This is a genomic window from Frigoribacterium sp. 9N (assembly GCF_902506305.1).
Lineage (GTDB): Bacteria > Actinomycetota > Actinomycetes > Actinomycetales > Microbacteriaceae > Frigoribacterium.
Map to the genome: position 1 here is coordinate 123,258 of NZ_LR733392.1, position 18,775 is coordinate 142,032.

Consider the following 18,775-nt stretch of genomic DNA (forward strand, 5'->3'; position numbering starts at 1 on the left):
CGGGAGGCGCGGCGCGGGTAAGATCCGGAGCATGGCTGACACGGATTCCGGAACCCTCTACTCGCACCCCGACCGCAACCTCGGCATGGAACTGGTCCGGGCCACCGAGGCGGCCGCGATCCGTTCGGCGCCGTTCATCGGCAAGGGCGACAAGAACGCCGCCGACAAGGCCGCGGTCGACGCCATGCGCAAGTTCTTGGGCACGGTGGCGTTCGACGGCGTGGTCGTGATCGGCGAGGGCGAAAAGGACGAAGCCCCGATGCTCTTCAACGGCGAGCACGTCGGCAACGGCTTCGGCCCGGCCTGCGACATCGCCGTCGACCCCATCGACGGCACGAGCCTCACCGCGGCGGGACGCATGAACGCCCTCTCGGTGATCGCCGTCAGCGACCGCGGCAGCATGTACGACCCCAGCGCCGTCTTCTACATGGACAAGATCGTCACGGGCCCCGAGGGCCGCGGCATCATCGACCTCGACCGTCCCATCGGCGAGAACATCACCGCCCTGGCCGCCGCCAAGGGCATCGCCGTCGAGGACATGCAGATCGCCGTGCTCGACCGTCCCCGTCACGCCGACCTCATCGCCGAGATCCGGGCCGTGGGCGCGTCGACCCGCCTGCTCCTCGACGGTGACGTCGCCGGTGGCATCAACGCCGCCCGTCCCGACTCCCGCATCGACATGTGCGTCGGTGTCGGTGGCACGCCCGAGGGCATCATCACGGCCTGCGCGGTCAAGGCCCTCGACGGCCTGATCCTCGCCCGCCTCGCCCCGAAGGACGACGCCGAGCGCCAGAAGGCGATCGACGCCGGTCACGACCTCGACCGCGTCCTCGACCAGGACGACCTCGTCACGGGCGACAACGCGTACTTCGTCGCCACGGGTGTCACCGACGGCGCGCTCGTCGCGGGCGTCACGCGCAAGCAGGGCATGATCCGCACCTCGAGCATCGTGTTGCGCTCGCACTCGGGCACCATCCGCCGGGTCGAGGCCGACCACCTCGTCTCGAAGTGGTACGGCGAGAAGGCCTGATCGGCGCGACACCCGCCTGACACGACGAACGCCCGGCCTCGGCCGGGCGTTCGCCGCATCAGGGGTAGGCGTGGTCGGTGCTGCGGTCACCGAGAGCCGACGCGAGCTCGGGGGCGGTGAGTTCTCGGGGGGACTCCTCGACGATCGTCGGGGTCGCGAGGACCTTGGACTCGTCGAGCATGCTGAGCCGACGGGCCGATGGGAGGACCGTCCGCTCGAGCGACCCGACGAACCGGTTGTAGTCCGTGACGCCGGCGCGCAGCGACCGGCCGAGCTTGTCGACGTGGCCGGCCATGGTCGACAGCCGACCGTAGAGTTCGCGGCTGAGGTCGAAGAGCTCTTTCGCCTCGGCGGTGACGACGTCCTGTTGCCAGCTGAAGGCGACGGTCTTGAGCACCGACCAGAGGGTCACGGGCGAGGCGAGGGCGACGCGCTTCTGGAAGGCGTAGTCCATCAGGGCCGGGTCGGCCTCGAGGGCGGACGACACGAGCGACTCGCTCGGGATGAACGCGATGACCAGCTCGGGCGAGGACTCGAGCCCGGCCCAGTACGTCTTGCCCGCCAGGGCGTCGACGTGGGCCCGCAGTGCCTTGACGTGCTGCCGGACCAGCTGGTCGCGTCGTGCGCCCTCGTCGCCCGTGGCGGATGCGGGGATGGCGCTGGCCTCGAGGTAGGCGGAGAACGGCACCTTGGCGTCGACCGCGATGTTCTTGCCGCCGGGGAGGTGCACCACCATGTCGGGGCGACCGGAGCCGGCGTCCGACGAGATCGACGTCTGCACGTCGAAGTCGACGCGCTCGACGAGACCCGCGGCCTGCACGACGTTGCGCAACTGGGTCTCGCCCCAGACGCCGCGCGTGCTGTTCGACTTCAGCGCGGAGGCGAGCGACTCGGCCGTCCCGCGGAGCCGTTCACCCGATTCGGCGGCGGTGCGGAGCTGCTCGCTGAGGGCGCCGTACTGGAGGGTGCGTTCGGCTTCGAGCTCGGCCACCTTCTGCTGGACGGCCTGCAGGCTCTCGGCCACCGGGCTGAGCGCGACGAGCACCTGACCGTCGGTGCGTGCCCTCTCGGCCTCGGCGATGCGGACGTCGCGGAGGCGGTCCTGGAACTCACGGAGGCGGTCTTCTTGCTGCGCGATCTGTCGACGGTACTGGTCGTCCTGACCCTCGAGGCGCTCGCGCGATGCGTCGGCCACGGCGCGGGCTGTGGCGAGGTCGGACGACAGGCGTGCCGTCGCCTCCGCGGCGCGGGTGCGGGCGACCAGTGCCCCGACGGCGACGCCGAGGACGAGACCGAGCAGCAGGGCGAGGAACAGCGCGAGCGGAAGGGGCATGGCGGAAGTGTGGCAGCGGCCACCGACACCGGTCGGGAGTCGACGCGGTGGGGTCGAGGGAGACCGACGTGCCCCGAACGTGCCGGGCTGGCGTGACGGAGGCGCCTAGCCGAAGGCCATCGGGCGTCGGTCGGCCCGGGGCACGACGGGCGCCGTCGGCGCCCCGGCCGGCTGCAGCACCTTCACCTTGACCGACGCGATCGTCGCGAGTTCGGCCAGGTCGGAGGCGCCGTGGAACAGTGCGGCGTGGGCGACGATGGCCGCACAGGCCTCGGCGTCGGCGAGGGCGTCGTGGTGGGAGAAGGCGTCGAACCCGGCGGCCGTCGCGGCGATCGGCAGCCGGTACGAGTCGAGCGAGTAGGTCTTGCGGGCGACCTGCAGGCTGCAGAGGTACGACCACGGGGGAGGGGTGAGCCCGGTCGCCGCGCAGGCGGCCTTGATGACGCCCATGTCAAAGCCGGCGTTGTGGGCGACGAAGACGTCGTCGCCGGCGAAGTCGGCGAGCAGCTCGAACTGTTCGGCCCAGCCGAAGGCGCCGACGACGTCGTTCGCGACGATGCCGTGGATGCGGGTGTTCCACTCGGAGAACTCGTCGTGCCCGGTGGGTGGCTGGATCAACCAGCCGACCTTGTCGACGACGACGCCGTCGCGGACCTTGACGAGGCCGACGGAGCAGGCACTGGCGCTGCTCGAGTTCGCGGTCTCGAAGTCGATCGCGGTGAAGTCGATGGGCATTGACTCATGCTCTCACGCGCCTCCGACACCGCCTCCACAGGCGCGGTGGGCGACCGTTCCCTCCACAGCGGACGCGGTTCCGACGGCACGGCTCGGCAGGCCCGGTACGCTTGACCCTCGTGGCTCTCACTATCGCGATCGTCGGACTGCCCAACGTCGGCAAGTCCACCCTGTTCAACGCCCTGACCAAGAACCAGGTGCTGGCGGCGAACTATCCGTTCGCGACCATCGAGCCCAACGTGGGCATCGTCAACCTGCCCGACCCGCGCCTCCAGGTGCTGGCCGGTCTCTTCGGCAGCGAGAAGATCCTGCCCGCGCCGGTGTCGTTCGTCGACATCGCCGGCATCGTCAAGGGGGCGAGCGAGGGCGAGGGCCTGGGCAACAAGTTCCTGGCGAACATCCGCGAGGCCGACGCCATCGCCGAGGTCGTGCGCGGCTTCGACGACCCCGACGTCGTGCACGTCGACGGCAAGGTCGACCCCGAGAGCGACATGGGCACGATCAACACCGAGCTGATCCTCGCCGACCTCGAGACGGTCGAGAAAGCGCTCGTCCGGTACGAGAAAGAGCTGCGGCTGAAGCGCGTCGAGCCGATCGTGCACGAGACGGCCGTGGCCGCCAAGGAGGCGCTCGAGCGAGGCGAGGCGCTCTCGGCCACGAGCATCGACCTCGAGCCGATCCGCGAACTCGGGTTGCTCACCGCGAAGCCCTTCATCTACGTCTTCAACGTCGACGAGGCCGTCCTGACCGACGAGGGGCGCAAGGCCGAACTGCAGGCCCTGGTCTCGCCGGCCGAGGCGATCTTCCTCGACGCGCAGGTCGAGTCCGAGCTGATCGGCCTCGACGACGAGGACGCCGCCGAGCTGCTCGCGTCGCTCGGGCAGGACGAGTCCGGTCTCGACCAGCTCGCCCGCATCGGCTTCGAGACGCTCGGGCTCCAGACCTACCTGACGGCGGGCCCGAAAGAGACCCGCGCCTGGACGATCGGCAAGGGCTGGAAGGCCCCGCAGGCCGCCGGGGTCATCCACACCGACTTCGAGAAGGGCTTCATCAAGGCCGAGGTCATCTCGTTCGACGACCTGGTCGAGACCGGCTCCATCGCCGAGGCCCGTTCGGCCGGCAAGGCCCGCATCGAGGGCAAGGAGTACGTCATGCAGGACGGCGACGTGGTGGAGTTCCGCTTCAACAACTGACCCTCCGGCTCGGGGGCGAGCGCCACTCATCTACTCTCAAGCATGAGCCAAACGGATTCCCCGCCCACCGGCACCACCTCCGGCGCCCCCGCACTGCTGCGCCTCGGCGTCCTGGCCACCTCGCGCAAGCCCGACGAGCGGCGCCTGCCGATCCACCCCGCCCACCTCGACCGCATCGACGCCGACCTGCGCGCGAGCATGACCCTCGAGCGCGGCTACGGCCTGCGCTTCGGCATCCCCGACGCCGACCTCGAGCCCCTCGTGGCGATGGCCGACCGCGAGCAGATCGTCGCGGACAGCGACGTCGTCCTGCTGCCCAAGCCCCAGGCCGCCGACCTCGAGGGCCTGCGCGACGGTCAGACCCTCTGGGGCTGGCCGCACTGCGTCCAGGACCGCGAGATCACCCAGCTCGCCATCGACAAACGGCTCACCCTCATCGCGTGGGAGGCCATGAACCACTGGCAGTCCGACGGCGGCTACGGCCTGCACGTCTTCCACAAGAACAACGAGCTCGCCGGCTACTGCTCGGTGCTGCACGCCCTCCAGCTCTGCGGCTCGACCGGCGACTACGGCCGTCGCCTCAGCGCCGTCGTCATCGGCTTCGGCGCCACCGCCCGCGGCGCCGTCACGGCCCTCAACGCCCACGGCATCCACGACGTGCGCGTCCTGACGAACCGCAACATCGCCGCCGTCGGGTCGCCGATCCCGTCGGTCGACATCTTCCAGTTCGAACACGACCCCGAGACGCCCGGCGCCAGCACCGTGAACACCCCCGACGGGCCGGTCGCCCTCGCTCCGTTCCTCGCCGCAGCCGACATCGTCGTCAACTGCACCCTCCAGGACCCGAACGCCCCGCTCACCTACCTGCGCGAGACCGACCTCGACGCCTTCCGCCCCGGCAGCCTCATCGTCGACGTCTCGGTGGACGAAGGCATGGGCTTCGACTGGGCCCGCGCCACGACGTTCGCCGAACCGCTCGTCACGGTGGGCGCCACCACGAACTACTACGCCGTCGACCACAGCCCGTCGCTCCTCTGGAATTCCACGACGTGGGAGATCAGCGAAGCCCTCCTCCCGTTCCTCCGCACCGTCATGGAGGGGCCGACCTCGTGGGCGGCGTCCGACACGATCCGCCGCGCCGTCGAGATCGCGGAGGGGCGGGTCGAGAACGAGGCGATCCTCGAGTTCCAGCACCGCGCCTCCTCGTACCCGCACGCACCGCTCGACTGAGCGGAGCCGCAGGCCGGGCGGTCGCGGGGACGGCTCAGACCGCAGGAGGCGCGGCGAGGGCCGCGAGGACGCGCCCGGCCCCGAAGTCCCACGCCTCGTCGACGTCGCCGCCCAGCTGGAAGCCGCCGTTGAGCTCCATGATGACGAAGCCCGCCACCCACGCCGTGAGGGTGCGGGCGGCGTCCAGGGCGTGCGCCGGCCCGACGAGCTGCTCGCCGACCCGGAGGGCGGCCGCGCTCGCCGCGGCGCCGAACTCGCGTCGCGCGGTGGGGACGCCGGGCCCGGGCGTCATGACCAGTTGGAACGCGGCCGGACGTTCGTGCCCGAAGGCCCGGAAGGCGTCGAGCACCTCGCGGGCCGACCCCGCCCCGTCGAGCCGCGCGGCCAGGTCGGTGAGGGTGGCCTCCGCGACCGACCGCAGCAGCGCCTCCCGGTTCTCGACCCTCTTGTAAAGCGAGGGTGCACGCACGCCGACCCGTGCCGCGACCGCGGCCATCGTGAGGCCGGACGGGCCGTCGGCCTCGAGCAGCTCGCGCGCGGCGAGCAGGATGGCGTCGGGTGAGGTGCGGTCGGGTGTGGGCATCCGTCGAGTATAGCTATTGACAATAGCCATGATGGCTAACTACCGTAGCCATCATGGAACTCGCCCCCTCCCTCCACCGCATCGGCAACGACATCGTCGCCGCGTACCTCGTCGTCACGCCCGCGGGCGTGACCGTGATCGACGCCGGTCTGCCCGGCCTCTGGTCCGAACTCGTCTCCGAGCTGGCCTCCGTCGGACGCACCCTCGACGACGTGAAGGGCGTCGTCCTCACCCACGGTGACTCCGACCACGTCGGCTTCGCCGAGCGGCTGCGTCGCGACCACGGGGTGCCCGTGTACGTCCACGCCGCCGACGCCTCGCGGTCGAAGGGCGGGCCGAAGCCGGGGAACGGCATGCCGCCGATGAAGCTCGGCCCCCTGCTGGGGTTCGCCGGCTACAGCCTGCGCAAGGGCGGGGCGAGGACCGCCTGGCTCACCGAGGTCGTCGAGGTGCACGGGGGCGAGACGCTCGACCTGCCGGGTGCGCCTCGGATCATCCCGATGCCCGGGCACTCCGAAGGCAGCATCGCCGTGTTCGTCCCGGGCGTCGACGCCGTGTTCGTGGGCGACGCCCTGACCACGCGCCACGTGACGACCGGGCACGTCGGGCCCGCACCGGCTCCGTTCACCGACGAGCCCGAGCAGGCCCTGGCGTCGCTCGACGCCCTGCTCGACACCGGTGCCACCTGGGTGCTGCCCGGCCACGGTGCCCCCTGGGACGGTGGCGTGGCCGCGGCCGTCACCGCCGTCCGCGCCGCCGCCCGCTGACCCGACCGGGCCGGCTCGGACGGCGCCGCCCGGCGACGGGCCGACCCGGGGTCAGACCCCGACCGGCACCGCCGCTGGCGTCACCCGCACGAGCACGGCCTTCGACACCGGGGTGTTGCTGCCGATCGACGCGCTGTTTAGCGGCACGAGCACGTTCGCCTCGGGGAAGTACGCGGCGGCGCACCCGCGGGCCGTGGGGTAGGCGACGATGCGGTAGTCGCGGAGCACCCGCTCGACGTCGTCGGTCCAGACCGTCGACACGTCGACCTTCTGGCCGTCGGTGAGCCCGAGGTCGTCGAGGTCGAGCGGGTTGACGAAGACCACGTGCCGACCCTTCTTGATGCCGCGGTAGCGGTCGTTGAGGCTGTAGATCGTGGTGTTGTACTGGTCGTGCGAGCGCAGGGTCTGCAGCAGCAGCGTCCCCTCGGGGCGCTCGACGTGCTCGAGGTCGTTGACCGTGATCATCGCCTTGCCGACCTTCGTCGCGAAGGTCCGCGAGTCGCGCGGCCCGTTCGGCAGCACGAAGCCGTCACGGCTGCGCACCCGCTCGCTGTAGCGCTCGAAGCCCGGCACGACCCGGCTGATGTGGTCGCGCAGCCTGTCGTAGTCGTCCTCGAAGCCCTTCCAGTCGATCTCGAGGTCGGCCCGGTCGCCGAGCGTCGCCCGCGCCAGGCGACTGACGATGGCGACCTCGCTGAGCAGGTCGGGCGCGACCGGCGGCACCTGGCCGTGGCTCCCGTGCACCGAGCACACGGTGTCCTCGACCGAGACGAACTGCGGCCCGGCTTCCTGCACGTCGATCTCGGTGCGGCCGAGCGTCGGCAGGATGAGCGCCTCGGCGCCGACCACGGCGTGCGAGCGGTTCAACTTCGTCGACACCTGGACGGTCATGTCGGTCCCGCGCATCGCGGCCTCGGCGAGCTGGGTGTCCGAGATCGCGGCCACGAGGTTGCCGCCCATGCCCATCCAGAACTTGATGCGCCCCTCCTGCATGGCCTTGATGCCCTTGAGGGCGTCGACGCCGTGCTCGCGCGGCGGGTCGAAGCGGAACTCCTTCTGCAGGGCGTCGAGGAACTCGTCCGAGACCTGCTCCCAGATGCCCATCGTGCGGTCGCCCTGCACGTTGCTGTGCCCGCGGATCGGCGAGGCGCCGGCACCCGGCTTGCCGATGTTGCCGCGCAGGAGCAGCAGGTTGATGATCTCCTTGATGGTGTCGACGGCCTTGCGGTGCTGCGTGATGCCCATCGCCCAGGTGATGATCACGCGGTCCGAGGCCAGGTAGCGGTCGGCCAGCTCGTCGATCTCGGCCCGGTCGAGCCCGGTCGCCAGCAGCACCTCGTCGTCGTCGACCTGCGCGATGTGCTCGCGGAAGGCCTCGAGCCCGACGGTGTGCTCGGCCAGGAACTCGTGGTCGAGCACCGTGCCGGGGGCGGCGTCCTCGGCCTCGAGGACGCGCTTGGCGACGGCCTGCAGCAGCGCCATGTCGCCACCGAGCCGGATCTGCAGGAACTGGTCGGCGATCTCCGTGCCGCGACCCGCGACGCCGCGCGGCAGCTGCGGGTTCTTGTAGCGACGCAGGCCGGCCTCGGGCAGCGGGTTGACCGCCACGATCTTCGCGCCCTTGAGCTTGGCGTCCTCGAGGGCCGTCAGCATGCGCGGGTGGTTGGTGCCCGGGTTCTGCCCGAGGATGACGATCAGGTCGGCCTGCTCGAAGTCGTCGTAGGCGATGGTCGACTTGCCGATGCCGACCACCTCGGCCATGGCGAGGCTCGTCGACTCGTGGCACATGTTCGAGCAGTCGGGCAGGTTGTTCGTGCCGAAGGCGCGCACGAACAGCTGGTACGCGAAGGCCGCCTCGTTCGAGGTGCGGCCCGAGGTGTAGAACGACGCCTCGTCCGGGCTGTCGAGCGACCTCAGCTTGTCGCCGACGATGCGGAACGCCTCGTCCCACGACACCTCGCGGTAGTGGTCGCTGCCGGCGGGCTTGTGCACGGGCTTGGTGATGCGGCCCTGCATGCCGAGCCAGTACTCGGTCTTGTCGAGCAGGTCGGTCACCGAGTGCTCGGCCCAGAACGTGTCGGGCACGAGCACCGGGTTGGCCTCCCAGGTGACCGCCTTGGCGCCGTTCTCGCAGAACTCGGCGACCTTGCGGTGGTTCGGGTCGGGCCAGGCGCAGCTCATGCAGTCGAAGCCGTCCTTCTGGTTCAGCGACGTCATGAGCTTGACGGTGCGGGCAAGCCCGAGCTGCTTGATGGCCGGGTCCATCGAGTGCAACACGCCGGGCACGCCGGCGGCCCACTCGCGCGGGGGGCCGACCTCGATGTCGGCGTCGGTCACGTCGGAGACGGGGGGTTTCTCGGTCACGGTCTGGTTCCGATCGTCAGGGGGACGGGCGAGGAGGCGCGCGTCGCGCCGCCGGGGAAGTCGGGGGCGTGGGCGTCGGCGGCGTCGGCGGAGTCGGGGGACGAGGAGGCGCGGGTCGCGTCGCCGGCGTCGCGCGAGCGGGCCGACGGCTCGGTCCCGTCGGGCTCGCCGAGCCGGTCCGGTCGCGAGTAGACGACCATCGACCGACCGCGGAGGAACCCCACGATCGTGACGCCCAGCTCGGTCGCGAGGTCGACGGCGAGCGACGACGGTGCCGACACGGCGGCGAGCACCGGGATGCCGGCCATCGACGCCTTCTGCGTGAGCTCGAACGAGGCGCGACCCGAGACCATCAGGACGGTCCCGCCCAACGGCAGCCGCGCCTCCTTGACGGCCCAGCCGACGACCTTGTCGACGGCGTTGTGCCGACCGACGTCCTCGCGCAGGACGAGCAGCTCGCCCGTGCGGCCGTCGAAGAGCGCCGCGGCGTGGAGCCCGCCGGTCTTCTCGAACACGTCCTGGCCCTCGCGCAGGCGGTCGGGGAAGGTCGCGAGCAGGGCGGGGTCGACGACGAGGGGGTCGTGCCGCACGTCGTGTTGCGACGTCGTGCGGACGGCGTCGATCGAGGCCTTGCCGCACAGCCCGCACGAGCTGGTCGTGTAGAACGCCCGCTCGAGGCTCGGGTCGGGCGCCGGCACCCCGGGCGCGAGCGTGACGTCGAGCACGTTGTACGTGTTGAGCCCCTCGGCGGTGGCCCCGGCGCAGTAGCGGGCGGCGAAGAACTCGTCACCGGTCGAGATGACGGCCTCGGACACGAGGAACCCCGCGGCCAGGTCGAAGTCGTGACCGGGCGTGCGCATGGTGATGGCGAGCGACGTGCCGCCGACGCGGATCTCGAGGGGTTCCTCGACCGCGAGGGTGTCCATGGTCTTGCGGACGCCCGCGCTGCCGTCGTCGCCGACCGTGATGCGGGTCACCGGTTTGCGGGACGTGATGCGTGCCATGGGTCAGGTCTACCCCTCGAACCCCGGAATCGAAAGCCGGCGGGGTCCGCACCTCACCACGGGAGGCCGAGCGAGGGGACGACGTCGCCCGCCCGCGCCCCGCCCTCGGGCACGACGAGCAGCCCGTCGGCGTCGGCCAGGCCGCGCAGCATCGCCGACGACTGGCGCTCGGTCGGCACGGCTCCGTCCGGGGTCGCCCGGTACGCCTGCACGAGCGCGCCGGGTCGGGGGTGGGCCACGTCGACGGCGAGCGTGACGGACCCGGGAGGCGCGGGTCGCCTCCCGAGGAGGCCGTCCACCACCGCGGTCCCCACGACCACGAGCCCCACGTAGGCGGCCATCGGGTTGCCCGGCAGGCACAGGTAGACCGTGTCGCCGCGGCGCGCGACGACCAGGGGCTGCCCCGGACGCATCGCGAGACCGTCGACCACCAGCTCGGCGCCCAGCCGGTCGAGGGCGGCGCGGACGTGGTCGGTCGGGCCGTGCGCGGTGCCTCCGGTCGTCACCACGAGGCGACGGTCCGAGCGGTCGAGGGCGGCGATCGTCGCGTCGAGGTCGTCGGCCACCCGCGTCGTGGTCGCGGACGCCGTGCCGAGGGAGCCGAGGAGGCGCGGCACCGGCACCGAGAACACGTCGCGGACCGTGCCGCGCTCGGGCACGCCCTCGGCCACGACCTCGTCGCCGAGCACGGCCAGGGCCACCGTCGGGCGGGTCACCACGGGCACGGCGTCGTGCCCGCCGAGGGCCAGCACGGCGACGCGGGGCGGGGTGAGGAGCGTGCCCGCGGTGATCAGGGCGTCGCCGCGGTCGATCTCCTCTCCGGCCCGCCGGACGTGCGGCGGGCGGCGGGGGTCGTCGGCCGTCAGGACGCCGTCGGCCACGTGCCCGGACTCCGAGCGCAGCACCCGGTCCGTCCCGTCCGGGACGACGGCGCCCGTGGTGACCGGTCGTGCGACCCCGGTCGGCAGCGACCCGCCGTCGTCGGCCGCGACCCGGCCCGCGACGATCGACGGGCCGAGTCGCCAGGGGCCCTCGCCGGCGACCGCCCAGCCGTCCATCGCCGAGACGTCGGAGCCGGGCACGCGCGCGAGGCTCGTGGCGTCCCGGGCCAGCGTGCGACCGACCGCGTCGGCGAGCACGACGGTCTCGAGGTCGCGGGGCAGGGCCCGGGCGGCGTCGGACGCCTCGGCGCGGGCCACCCGCCAGTCGGCCCGCCGGACCGTCACGCCGGGTCGGCCGTGGCCAGGGCGGTGGCGGTCGCGGTCGCCCGGTCCAGCTCGGCCTGCGAGCCGCCGGCGAGCCCCGCGGCGTAGCCGACGAGGAACGTCGTCAGCGGGGCGGCCGGGCGGGCCACGCCGTGCGCCGCGTCGCGGGCGAGGTCGAGAACCACGGGGACGTCGACCACGAAGTCGTCGGGCAGGCCCAGGGCCCGGACGAGTCGTGCGGCCCAGGCGTCGAGTTCGGCAGGTGTGTCGGTCATGGTCGACACTCAACCAGTCGCGTCGGCCTCGCGCCGGACGACACCCAGGCGGTCGGCGTCGGCGACGGTGTCGACGTCGGCGCAGAGCGCGTCGGGCACGGGGACCTCGAGCAGGTCGAGCCCGTCGAGCAGACGGCGGAGCGACAGGCCCTCGAGGGGGCCGTCGGCCCGCAGTCCTCCGAGTCGCGTCCGCAGGGCGTCGGTCCGGTAGAGAGCGAGCAGTGGCTGACGTCGCCCGTCCGAGTCGACGGCGAGCCGACCGTCCCGGTGTTCGTCGTCCTCGGCGCCGCCGGCGAGGAGGGCCGCCACGGCCTCGGGCGCCCGCGGCAGGTCGCAGGCCAGCACGAGTGCCCACGGTGACGGGTCGCCGACGACGGCGAGACCGGCCGCGAGGGCGGCCACCGGCCCGGACCAGGCGGGCTCCTCACGGGTGAGCAGGGCTCCGGCGGGCGGCACCCGACCGTCGCGCAGGCCGACCACGACGAGGGTCCGGGCTCCGGCCGCCGCCTGGACGGCCCGGTCGAGGAGCGTCGCGTCGCCACTCGTGAAGCCGGTCTTGTCGGCACCGTGCACCCGGGAGGCGCGACCCCCGGCGAGCAGGACGGCGTCGAACCCGGCGTCCCCGGTCATGCCCTGCCACCCGCGTCCACGCCGCGAGCCTAGACCTGCCCTCGACCGGCGTCCTCGGGGCGAGGCCATCCCGGAGGATGATCCGATGTCGTCCTCGGAGCCGAGGCTTCCTCGTGTCGTTGTCGTTAGGCTGAAGAGATCAGCCGACAGACCGGTCCGGCATCGGCCTGGCGAGGGGGAGACGACCATGAAGCGTTCCGTGAACACCGCCCTCGTCGGTCTTGCACTGGCCGGACTGCTGGCCGGTTGCGCGCCGGCGACGGGTGGAGCGGGCGCGTCGACGTCCGGTCCGACCGCCCCGGCGACCGACGTCGCCGCCTCGCCCGAGGCCACCGCGACCCCGTCGGAGACCCCGACGGCGACTCCGTCGCAGACCCCGACGACGCGGCCCGTGTCGATCCCGACGGACTGCACCGACCTGGTGGACGCCGCGACCTACGCCGCCACGATGGGCGACGCCCCCCTCAACGACCCCGCCTACTTCGGTCAGCCGATGGGACAGGTCGCTCCCACGGCACCCGGCGCCGACGCCGACCTGAGGGACGTCGTGGCGTCCGCCCAGGTGCTCCGCTGTGGCTGGGCCGACGTGCGGGCCGACATCACGGGCCTCTTCGCCGACGTCAGCACGGTGGACGCCGCGACGGCCGAGGCGTATCCCGCCTGGCTCGCCGAGGGACGCGAACCCACCTCGGTCTTCTGGCTGGACGGCGTGGTCTACGACTGCTCCGAGGCGTACGGCGGCTCGCTCTGCCAGTACGTCACGACCGACCCGATGTACGGCGTCGACATCGCGGACACCGTGCTGGTGCGCGACGACGTCGTCGTCACGGTGTCGCAACGGAATTTCCCGACCGACGACCTCATGGGATCGATCGTCACACGCCTCTGGGGCTGAGGAGCGACCGGACGCGAGGAGGCGCGGTGCCCGACGAACGGGCACCGCGCCTCCTGGGGCCTGACGGGCGTCAGCCCGCGGCGACCTGCTGGTCGCGCTTCGGCAGCACCCAGCCCGGACGGACGAAGTGGCAGGTGTAGCCGTAGGGGTCCTTCTCGAGGTAGTCCTGGTGCTCTTCTTCGGCCTCCCAGAAGTCGCCGGCCGGGGTGACCTCGGTGACCACCTTGCCGGGCCAGAGGCCGGACGCGTCGACGTCGGCGATGGTGTCGAGGGCCGTGGCGCGCTGCTCGTCGTCCGCGTAGAAGATCGCCGAGCGGTAGCTGTCGCCGACGTCGTTGCCCTGGCGGTCCTTCGTCGACGGGTCGTGGATCTGGAAGAAGAACTCGAGGATCTCGCGGTACGAGGTCAGACCCGGGTCGAACACGATCTCGACGGCCTCGGCGTGGCCGCGGTGGTTGCGGTACGTCGCGTTCGGCACGCTGCCGCCCGAGTAGCCGACGCGGGTCGAGACGATGCCCGGTCGGCGGCGGAGCAGCTGCTGGGCGCCCCAGAAGCAGCCGCCGGCGAGGATCGCGGTCTCGGTCGTGCCGCTGGGGGCGGGGGTGGATTCGGGGGAGAAGAGCGTCATGTAGGCACCGTATCCTTCGGTTTCGAGTGAGGCGTAGGGGACGAAGCGGAGAGCCGCCGAGTTGATGCAGTACCGCAGCCCGCCGGTCGCGGTGGGTCCGTCGCGGAAGACGTGGCCGAGGTGGCTGTCCCCGGCGGTCGAGCGCACCTCGGTGCGCTTGAAGAACAAGCCCTCGCGCTTCTCGACGACGTGTTCGGCATCGATGGGTCGCGTGAAGCTCGGCCAGCCGGTGCGGCTGTCGAACTTGTCGACCGAGGCGAACAGGGGCTCGCCCGAGACGACGTCGACGTAGATGCCCGCGTCCTTCGAGTCCCAGAACTCGTTGCGGAAGGCGGGTTCGGTGCCACCGCCCTGGGTCACGCGGCGCTGGGTCGAGGTGAGGCGGGCGACCGCCTCGGGGTCTTTCCGGTACTGGTCCGACATGATGCCTCCTGTTCGTCGGCGTCGGTGCGATCGGATGGGTCGGGTGCCCGCGGTCGCCTCGATGCCTCTCACGACAACAACCGGGCGGCGCCGGGTGTTCCGTCGGCCTGCGAGGATCGACGCATGAGCCTGATCCGACTGAACGACGTGACCGTCCGCTTCGACGGCACCCCGGTGGTGCGCGAGGCGTTCTTCCGCCTCGACGAGAAGGAGCGCGTGGGGATCGTCGGTCGCAACGGCAGCGGCAAGTCCACGCTGCTCAAGCTGATGCTCGACCAGGTGCAGCCCGACGAGGGCACGGTCACGCTCGAGCAGGGCGTCCGGGTGGGGTACTTCTCGCAGTTCTCCGAACTCGACGGCACGCAGACCATCGTCGAGGTGCTGACCGGGCTCTTCGCCCACGAGCGGGCGATCGAGGCCGACCTGGCGCAGATCGACGCCGACATCGCCGTGGTCGCGATGGACCCCGAAGGCGGGGACGCCCTCGACCAGCTGATCCACCGACAGTCCGAACTGTTCGCCGAGATGGACCGGGTCGACGGCTGGGAGTACCCGCGCCGCATCGACACGGCACTGAGCGTGCTCGGATTCAGCGACGCGCACCGCACCAGCCCGATCGACGACCTCAGCGGTGGTTGGCGCAACCGGGCGGCCCTCGCGAAGATCGTCCTCGAGGACCCCGACGTGCTGCTGCTCGACGAGCCCACGAACTTCCTCGACGTGGCCGGCGTCGAGTGGCTCGAGTCGTGGTTCCGCGACTTCCACGGCGCGGCCGTGGTCGTCTCGCACGACCGCAGCTTCCTCGACGCGGTCGTCACCCGCATCGTCGAGGTCGAGAACTTCCACCTGCACGACTACCCGGGCGACTTCGCCGAGTACGTCGTGCAGAAGCAGTTCCGGCTGAAGAGCCTCGAGCAGCAGTTCGTGCACGAGTCCGAGCTGCTCGCGTTCGAGGCCGAGGGCATCTCGGACCGCCGCGACGCCGCCAAGGCCGCCAAGCGCCAGGACGGCGGCGACCTGCTCAAGCAGCTCGCCAAGGTCAAGAAGTCGCGGGCACCCCGCCCCGTCGACCAGATCATCACCGAGATCTACTCGGGGCTGCACGTCAAGGACGTCCTGTGCCGGGTCGACGGTCTCGGCAAGGCCCGCGACGACCGGACGCTCTTCGACGACCTCACGTTCGAGCTGCGGCGCGGCGACCGCCTGGTGATCACGGGGGCGAACGGCAGCGGCAAGAGCACGTTGCTGCGGGTGCTGACGGGGGAAGAACGTGCCGACGCCGGTCGGGCCGCCTGGGCGGGCGGGGTCAAGGTGGTCTCGTACGACCAGGTGCTGGCCGAGCTCGACGACGACGACACCGTCACGCACTCGGTCAACGCGATGCCCGACAGCCTCGCCCTGACCGCGACGCGGAAGTCGGTCGGGCGGTTCCTCGCGATGTTCCAGTTCAGCGAGGCCGATCTCAAGAAGCGCATCGGCACGCTCTCCGGTGGTCAGCGGGCCCGCGTCGCGATGGCGCAGTGCCTGCTCTCGGGGGCCTCGGTGCTGCTGCTCGACGAGCCCACCAACCACCTCGACGTGCCGAGCGCCCAGGTCATGGAGCGGGCGCTGCAGCACTTCCCCGGGGCGGTCGTCGTGGTCAGCCACGACCGGTTCTTCGCCGACAAGGTCGCCACGCGGCGTCTGGTCTTCGGCGCGGACGCCGACCGTCCCGAGCGCGTGGTCGTCACCGCCGCCTGAGCCGCGGGGCGCCGGGCGGGGGTCGGGTCCGCGTGCGACCGGGCTCAGCCCTCGGTCGTCAGCTGCCGGACGACCTCGGCGACGCCAGAGACGACGAGCCCGGACGCACCCCCGTCGAGTGCGGCGCGAGCGGCGTCCAGGTCGGACACGATGTGGCCGAGGACCGGCTTGCCGGTGGCCGTCATCGTCGCCCAGGTCGCGGCCGGGGCGGACCAGTCGAGGCCCAGCATGCTCCAGCTGGCGGAGGTCCGGGTGAGCAGCTCGGGGTCGGCCGCCAGCTCGTCGGCGTAGTAGTACCCCCAGGTCGCGCACCCCTCGGAGGCGGCGAGGTCGCCCCACTCGGTCTGCGTGCAGTACCCCTTGCCGACGAGGGTCTGCGCCACCTCCGACGTCCCGAGGTGCATCCACGCGATCTCGAACAGCTCGGGGTAGAAGCGGGCGTCGACGTACTTCGGGTCGACGAACAGGGCGTGTTCCCGGCCGAACTCGCGCACGATCTCGTCGAAGCGGGCGTACGGCTGGTCGGACTGCTCGGGGTCGTTCGTCTCGGCCGCCGAGATGCGGTACTGCTGCACCTCGCTCCACGTGTGGTCGGCGGGGACGAACCCGGTCGTGCCCGAGGTGCGGTCGAGGGTCTCGTCGTGCAGTCCGAACCAGACGCCGTCCGAGGTGCGGGAGAGCGACACCTCGAGCCCGTCCACCCCGGCGGCGACCGACTGCCGGTAGGCGAACATCGACATCTCGGGCCAGTCGCCGGACCCGCCGCGGTGGGCGACGGTGGAGGGCCGAGCCGCCAGGAGGGCGTCGACGGGCCGAGGAGGCGCGGCCCGGGTGACCGGCGCCTCCTCGCTCAGTCGCGCGGAACGCAACCCGAGGGCGACGGCGGCCGTCCCGAGGACGGCGACGCCGCCGACGCCGAGCAGGACCGTTCGACGGGAGAGGCGTGCCAGGGGCTCGGGCGTGCGGGGCATGTGCCCACTATGGGGGGAGACCGGGTGCCGCGACGACCACCGCCCGCCGGATCACCCGGCGTTCGCCCGGTTCAGTCGGCCGCGTACTCGTCGAGTGCGGGCAGCGGGCGACCGTCGTGGTCCCACATCGCCTGGTTCTCCCACGCGTTGCCCGAGGTCGGGTCGTCCGGGTCCCACCCGGCACCGTCGACCGCGGTCCACGCGGGTTCCCACGCGACGACGCCGATTCCGCGGCCGCCCGGGGCCGAGGCCACGACGTCCTGGATCGCACGGAAGTTCGCGGCCTGCCCCTCGGGCGTCGCGGGGTAGCCCGCGACGAGCTGCGACGGGTCGACGACGACGTTCTCCCAGAGGTGGTCGGGGTCGTCCTCGAGCGTCCAGGGGTACGACGTCTCGACGATCAGCACGTCGCGGTCGTAGCGCTCGGACAGCGTCGTGACCGCCTGCTGCATGCCCGACAGCCCGCCGTGCCAGTAGCCGTAGTACGACAGGCCGATCAGGTCGAACGGCACGCCGCGCGAGGTCGCCTCGTCGAACCACCAGGTGAGGCCGTCGACGCCGGCGTTGATGTTGGTCAGGTGCAGCACCACCTGCGTCGTGGGCGAGACCTCCTTCACCGCCGTCGCTCCGGCCGTGAGGAACATCGCCAGGTTGCTCCACTGCGCGCCGCTGACGCCGTCGCTCGGGTCGACGTCCCAGGTCTGGCCCAGCGGCCAGACCATGCCGGGGTTGATCTCGTTGCCGACCTGCACGGCGTCCGCCGTGATCCCCTCGGCGGCGAGGGCGTCGAGCACGCTGCGGGTGTGGTCGTGGATCCTCGTGGCGACCTCGGGGGCGCTCAGCCCGAGCCAGTCCCTCGGCATGGTCTGGGCGCCCGGGTCGGTCCACCGGTCGCTGTAGTGGAAGTCCACGAGCAGTTGCATGCCCGCCGCCTTCACCCGCGCCGCCATCGCGACGACGTCGTCCTGGTCGTTGTACCCGTCGGTCGGGTCCACCCAGACCTTCAGCCGCACCATGTTCGCCCCGTGGTCCGCCAGCTGCGTCACCGGGTCGGTGGGGCGGCCGGCGGCGTCGAGGTAGACGGCTCCGCGATCCTCGTTGCGGGGCAGACCCGACAGGTCGGCACCCCGCACGTCGCGCGTCACCCGCCCGGGCGTGACGGTGACGTCGTCGATGCTCGCCCAGGCACCGGCCGCGCCACTCGTGGTGAACGTCGGAGTGCACTGGCTGTGCGTCACCTCGGCCGAGACCGAGAGGCGCAGCCACCCGTCGTCGGACTCGGTCGAGGGGATCACCGTCGTCGCCGCGGCGTCCTTGCTCGAGCCGGTGCCGCACCCGGTCAGCGAGAGCGTGCTCGAGGCCAGGCCGCCACCGCTCTTCACCCAGGCCGAGAAGGTCCACCACCCGGGCGTCACCTTCTTGAGCTTCTGGCTGGTCGTGGCCGTGCCGGCCGTCGACAGCACGTGTGTCAGGCGCGTGGCCGAGTCGTGCCCACCCGCCTCGAGCGTCGTGGTGCCCGACCCCTTCGAGACCCAGCCCGTCGCGCCGTGCTCGAAGCCGGGGTCCTGCACGACGACGGGGCGAGGAGCCGGGCCGCCGGGCACCGCGGTCGCGGGGGTGCCCGACAGCAGGCCGGCTCCCAGGGCCGCCGTGGCGAGGGCGGCGCCGACGGCGAGACCGCGCCGGCCCCTCTGGTCGACGGGGGGCCGGGGTGTGGTGGTGGGTCGTGTCATCGCGTCGTCCTCCTTGACGATCGGTGTGGCGGGGTG

17 protein-coding genes are annotated in these 18,775 nt (G+C 72.1%); 6 read left to right on the forward strand and 11 right to left on the reverse strand.

Translation table 11 applies throughout. The features are described 5' to 3' along the window. Positions 1-31: 31 nt before the first annotated feature. A complete protein-coding gene (gene glpX, locus ARTHRO9V_RS03690) occupies positions 32-1,030 on the forward strand; it encodes a class II fructose-bisphosphatase (RefSeq protein ID WP_043597850.1) in 999 nt (332 codons plus the stop codon). Positions 1,031-1,088: 58 nt separating this feature from the next. Here the strand turns inward: glpX and ARTHRO9V_RS03695 are convergent, their stop codons facing one another. Then, positions 1,089-2,363 carry a DNA recombination protein RmuC gene (locus ARTHRO9V_RS03695; protein ID WP_159825647.1) on the reverse strand — a complete coding sequence of 425 codons (1,275 nt, stop codon included), beginning with the start codon at positions 2,361-2,363 and terminating at the stop codon, positions 1,089-1,091. A 105-nt stretch (positions 2,364-2,468) separates the two neighbouring features. After that, positions 2,469-3,098: an exonuclease domain-containing protein gene (locus tag ARTHRO9V_RS03700; protein ID WP_159825649.1), complete on the reverse strand. Its 630-nt coding sequence runs from the start codon at positions 3,096-3,098 to the stop codon at positions 2,469-2,471. Positions 3,099-3,217: 119 nt separating this feature from the next. Here ARTHRO9V_RS03700 and ychF point away from each other — a divergent pair, with 119 nt between their 5' ends. Together ychF and ARTHRO9V_RS03710 are read left to right on the forward strand one after the other, a co-directional pair. After that, complete coding sequence (gene ychF / locus ARTHRO9V_RS03705; RefSeq protein ID WP_159825651.1) at positions 3,218-4,291, forward strand: redox-regulated ATPase YchF; 1,074 nt, start codon at positions 3,218-3,220, stop codon at positions 4,289-4,291. 42 nt (positions 4,292-4,333) lie between these two features. Beyond that, entirely contained in the window at positions 4,334-5,521 is a 1,188-nt protein-coding gene (locus ARTHRO9V_RS03710) for a N(5)-(carboxyethyl)ornithine synthase (RefSeq protein ID WP_159825653.1), read from the forward strand. A gap of 34 nt (positions 5,522-5,555) precedes the next feature. On the opposite strand, the gene ARTHRO9V_RS03715 is transcribed toward ARTHRO9V_RS03710, so the two are convergent. Beyond that, positions 5,556-6,104, reverse strand: a complete 549-nt coding sequence (locus ARTHRO9V_RS03715; RefSeq protein ID WP_159825655.1) for a TetR/AcrR family transcriptional regulator — start codon at positions 6,102-6,104, stop codon at positions 5,556-5,558. Positions 6,105-6,157: 53 nt separating this feature from the next. Here ARTHRO9V_RS03715 and ARTHRO9V_RS03720 point away from each other — a divergent pair, with 53 nt between their 5' ends. Beyond that, positions 6,158-6,871, forward strand: coding sequence for an MBL fold metallo-hydrolase (locus tag ARTHRO9V_RS03720; protein WP_159825657.1), 714 nt, complete (start codon positions 6,158-6,160; stop codon positions 6,869-6,871). Between the two features lie 51 nt (positions 6,872-6,922). Here ARTHRO9V_RS03720 and ARTHRO9V_RS03725 read toward each other — a convergent pair whose 3' ends face one another. Genes ARTHRO9V_RS03725 through ARTHRO9V_RS03745 form a run of 5 tightly spaced genes read right to left on the reverse strand, consistent with a single transcriptional unit; the run spans position 6,923 to position 12,349 of the window. Further along, the gene (locus ARTHRO9V_RS03725) at positions 6,923-9,235 is read right to left on the reverse strand and encodes an FdhF/YdeP family oxidoreductase (protein WP_159825659.1); all 2,313 of its coding nucleotides are present in this window, start codon (positions 9,233-9,235) and stop codon (positions 6,923-6,925) included. After that, entirely contained in the window at positions 9,232-10,239 is a 1,008-nt protein-coding gene (gene fdhD, locus ARTHRO9V_RS03730; RefSeq protein ID WP_159825661.1) for a formate dehydrogenase accessory sulfurtransferase FdhD, read from the reverse strand. The genes ARTHRO9V_RS03725 and fdhD overlap by 4 nt, the downstream gene beginning before the upstream one ends. A gap of 53 nt (positions 10,240-10,292) precedes the next feature. Continuing rightward, the gene (locus ARTHRO9V_RS03735; protein WP_159825663.1) at positions 10,293-11,465 is read right to left on the reverse strand and encodes a molybdopterin molybdotransferase MoeA; all 1,173 of its coding nucleotides are present in this window, start codon (positions 11,463-11,465) and stop codon (positions 10,293-10,295) included. Further along, a complete protein-coding gene (locus ARTHRO9V_RS03740; protein WP_158612919.1) occupies positions 11,462-11,719 on the reverse strand; it encodes a DUF6457 domain-containing protein in 258 nt (85 codons plus the stop codon). The genes ARTHRO9V_RS03735 and ARTHRO9V_RS03740 overlap by 4 nt, the downstream gene beginning before the upstream one ends. A gap of 9 nt (positions 11,720-11,728) precedes the next feature. Next, a complete protein-coding gene (locus ARTHRO9V_RS03745) occupies positions 11,729-12,349 on the reverse strand; it encodes a molybdenum cofactor guanylyltransferase (RefSeq protein ID WP_159825665.1) in 621 nt (206 codons plus the stop codon). Between the two features lie 187 nt (positions 12,350-12,536). Between ARTHRO9V_RS03745 and ARTHRO9V_RS03750 the strand changes: the two genes are divergently transcribed. Then, entirely contained in the window at positions 12,537-13,244 is a 708-nt protein-coding gene (locus ARTHRO9V_RS03750; RefSeq protein WP_159825667.1) for a hypothetical protein, read from the forward strand. Positions 13,245-13,314: 70 nt separating this feature from the next. Here ARTHRO9V_RS03750 and ARTHRO9V_RS03755 read toward each other — a convergent pair whose 3' ends face one another. Continuing rightward, positions 13,315-14,295, reverse strand: a complete 981-nt coding sequence (locus ARTHRO9V_RS03755; protein WP_082460582.1) for a bifunctional methionine sulfoxide reductase B/A protein — start codon at positions 14,293-14,295, stop codon at positions 13,315-13,317. A gap of 123 nt (positions 14,296-14,418) precedes the next feature. Between ARTHRO9V_RS03755 and ARTHRO9V_RS03760 the strand changes: the two genes are divergently transcribed. Next, positions 14,419-16,035 (forward strand): ABC-F family ATP-binding cassette domain-containing protein, encoded by a 1,617-nt coding sequence (locus tag ARTHRO9V_RS03760; protein ID WP_159825669.1) that lies wholly within the window; start codon positions 14,419-14,421, stop codon positions 16,033-16,035. Positions 16,036-16,079: 44 nt separating this feature from the next. Here ARTHRO9V_RS03760 and ARTHRO9V_RS03765 read toward each other — a convergent pair whose 3' ends face one another. Together ARTHRO9V_RS03765 and ARTHRO9V_RS03770 are read right to left on the reverse strand one after the other, a co-directional pair. Next, positions 16,080-17,006: a glycerophosphodiester phosphodiesterase family protein gene (locus tag ARTHRO9V_RS03765; protein ID WP_159825671.1), complete on the reverse strand. Its 927-nt coding sequence runs from the start codon at positions 17,004-17,006 to the stop codon at positions 16,080-16,082. A 71-nt stretch (positions 17,007-17,077) separates the two neighbouring features. After that, complete coding sequence (locus ARTHRO9V_RS03770; protein WP_159825673.1) at positions 17,078-18,739, reverse strand: glycosyl hydrolase 53 family protein; 1,662 nt, start codon at positions 18,737-18,739, stop codon at positions 17,078-17,080. Between the last annotated feature and the right edge of the window lie 36 nt (positions 18,740-18,775).

Coding starts and splice junctions, on each gene's coding strand:
- glpX (WP_043597850.1), top strand. CDS start 32: ATGGCTGACACGGATTCCGGAACCCTCTACTCGCACCCCGACCGCAAC.
- ARTHRO9V_RS03695 (WP_159825647.1), bottom strand. CDS start 2,363: ATGCCCCTTCCGCTCGCGCTGTTCCTCGCCCTGCTGCTCGGTCTCGTC.
- ARTHRO9V_RS03700 (WP_159825649.1), bottom strand. CDS start 3,098: ATGCCCATCGACTTCACCGCGATCGACTTCGAGACCGCGAACTCGAGC.
- ARTHRO9V_RS03710 (WP_159825653.1), top strand. CDS start 4,334: ATGAGCCAAACGGATTCCCCGCCCACCGGCACCACCTCCGGCGCCCCC.
- ARTHRO9V_RS03715 (WP_159825655.1), bottom strand. CDS start 6,104: ATGCCCACACCCGACCGCACCTCACCCGACGCCATCCTGCTCGCCGCG.
- ARTHRO9V_RS03720 (WP_159825657.1), top strand. CDS start 6,158: ATGGAACTCGCCCCCTCCCTCCACCGCATCGGCAACGACATCGTCGCC.
- fdhD (WP_159825661.1), bottom strand. CDS start 10,239: ATGGCACGCATCACGTCCCGCAAACCGGTGACCCGCATCACGGTCGGC.
- ARTHRO9V_RS03740 (WP_158612919.1), bottom strand. CDS start 11,719: ATGACCGACACACCTGCCGAACTCGACGCCTGGGCCGCACGACTCGTC.
- ARTHRO9V_RS03745 (WP_159825665.1), bottom strand. CDS start 12,349: ATGACCGGGGACGCCGGGTTCGACGCCGTCCTGCTCGCCGGGGGTCGC.
- ARTHRO9V_RS03750 (WP_159825667.1), top strand. CDS start 12,537: ATGAAGCGTTCCGTGAACACCGCCCTCGTCGGTCTTGCACTGGCCGGA.
- ARTHRO9V_RS03755 (WP_082460582.1), bottom strand. CDS start 14,295: ATGTCGGACCAGTACCGGAAAGACCCCGAGGCGGTCGCCCGCCTCACC.
- ARTHRO9V_RS03760 (WP_159825669.1), top strand. CDS start 14,419: ATGAGCCTGATCCGACTGAACGACGTGACCGTCCGCTTCGACGGCACC.
- ARTHRO9V_RS03765 (WP_159825671.1), bottom strand. CDS start 17,006: ATGCCCCGCACGCCCGAGCCCCTGGCACGCCTCTCCCGTCGAACGGTC.
- ARTHRO9V_RS03770 (WP_159825673.1), bottom strand. CDS start 18,739: ATGACACGACCCACCACCACACCCCGGCCCCCCGTCGACCAGAGGGGC.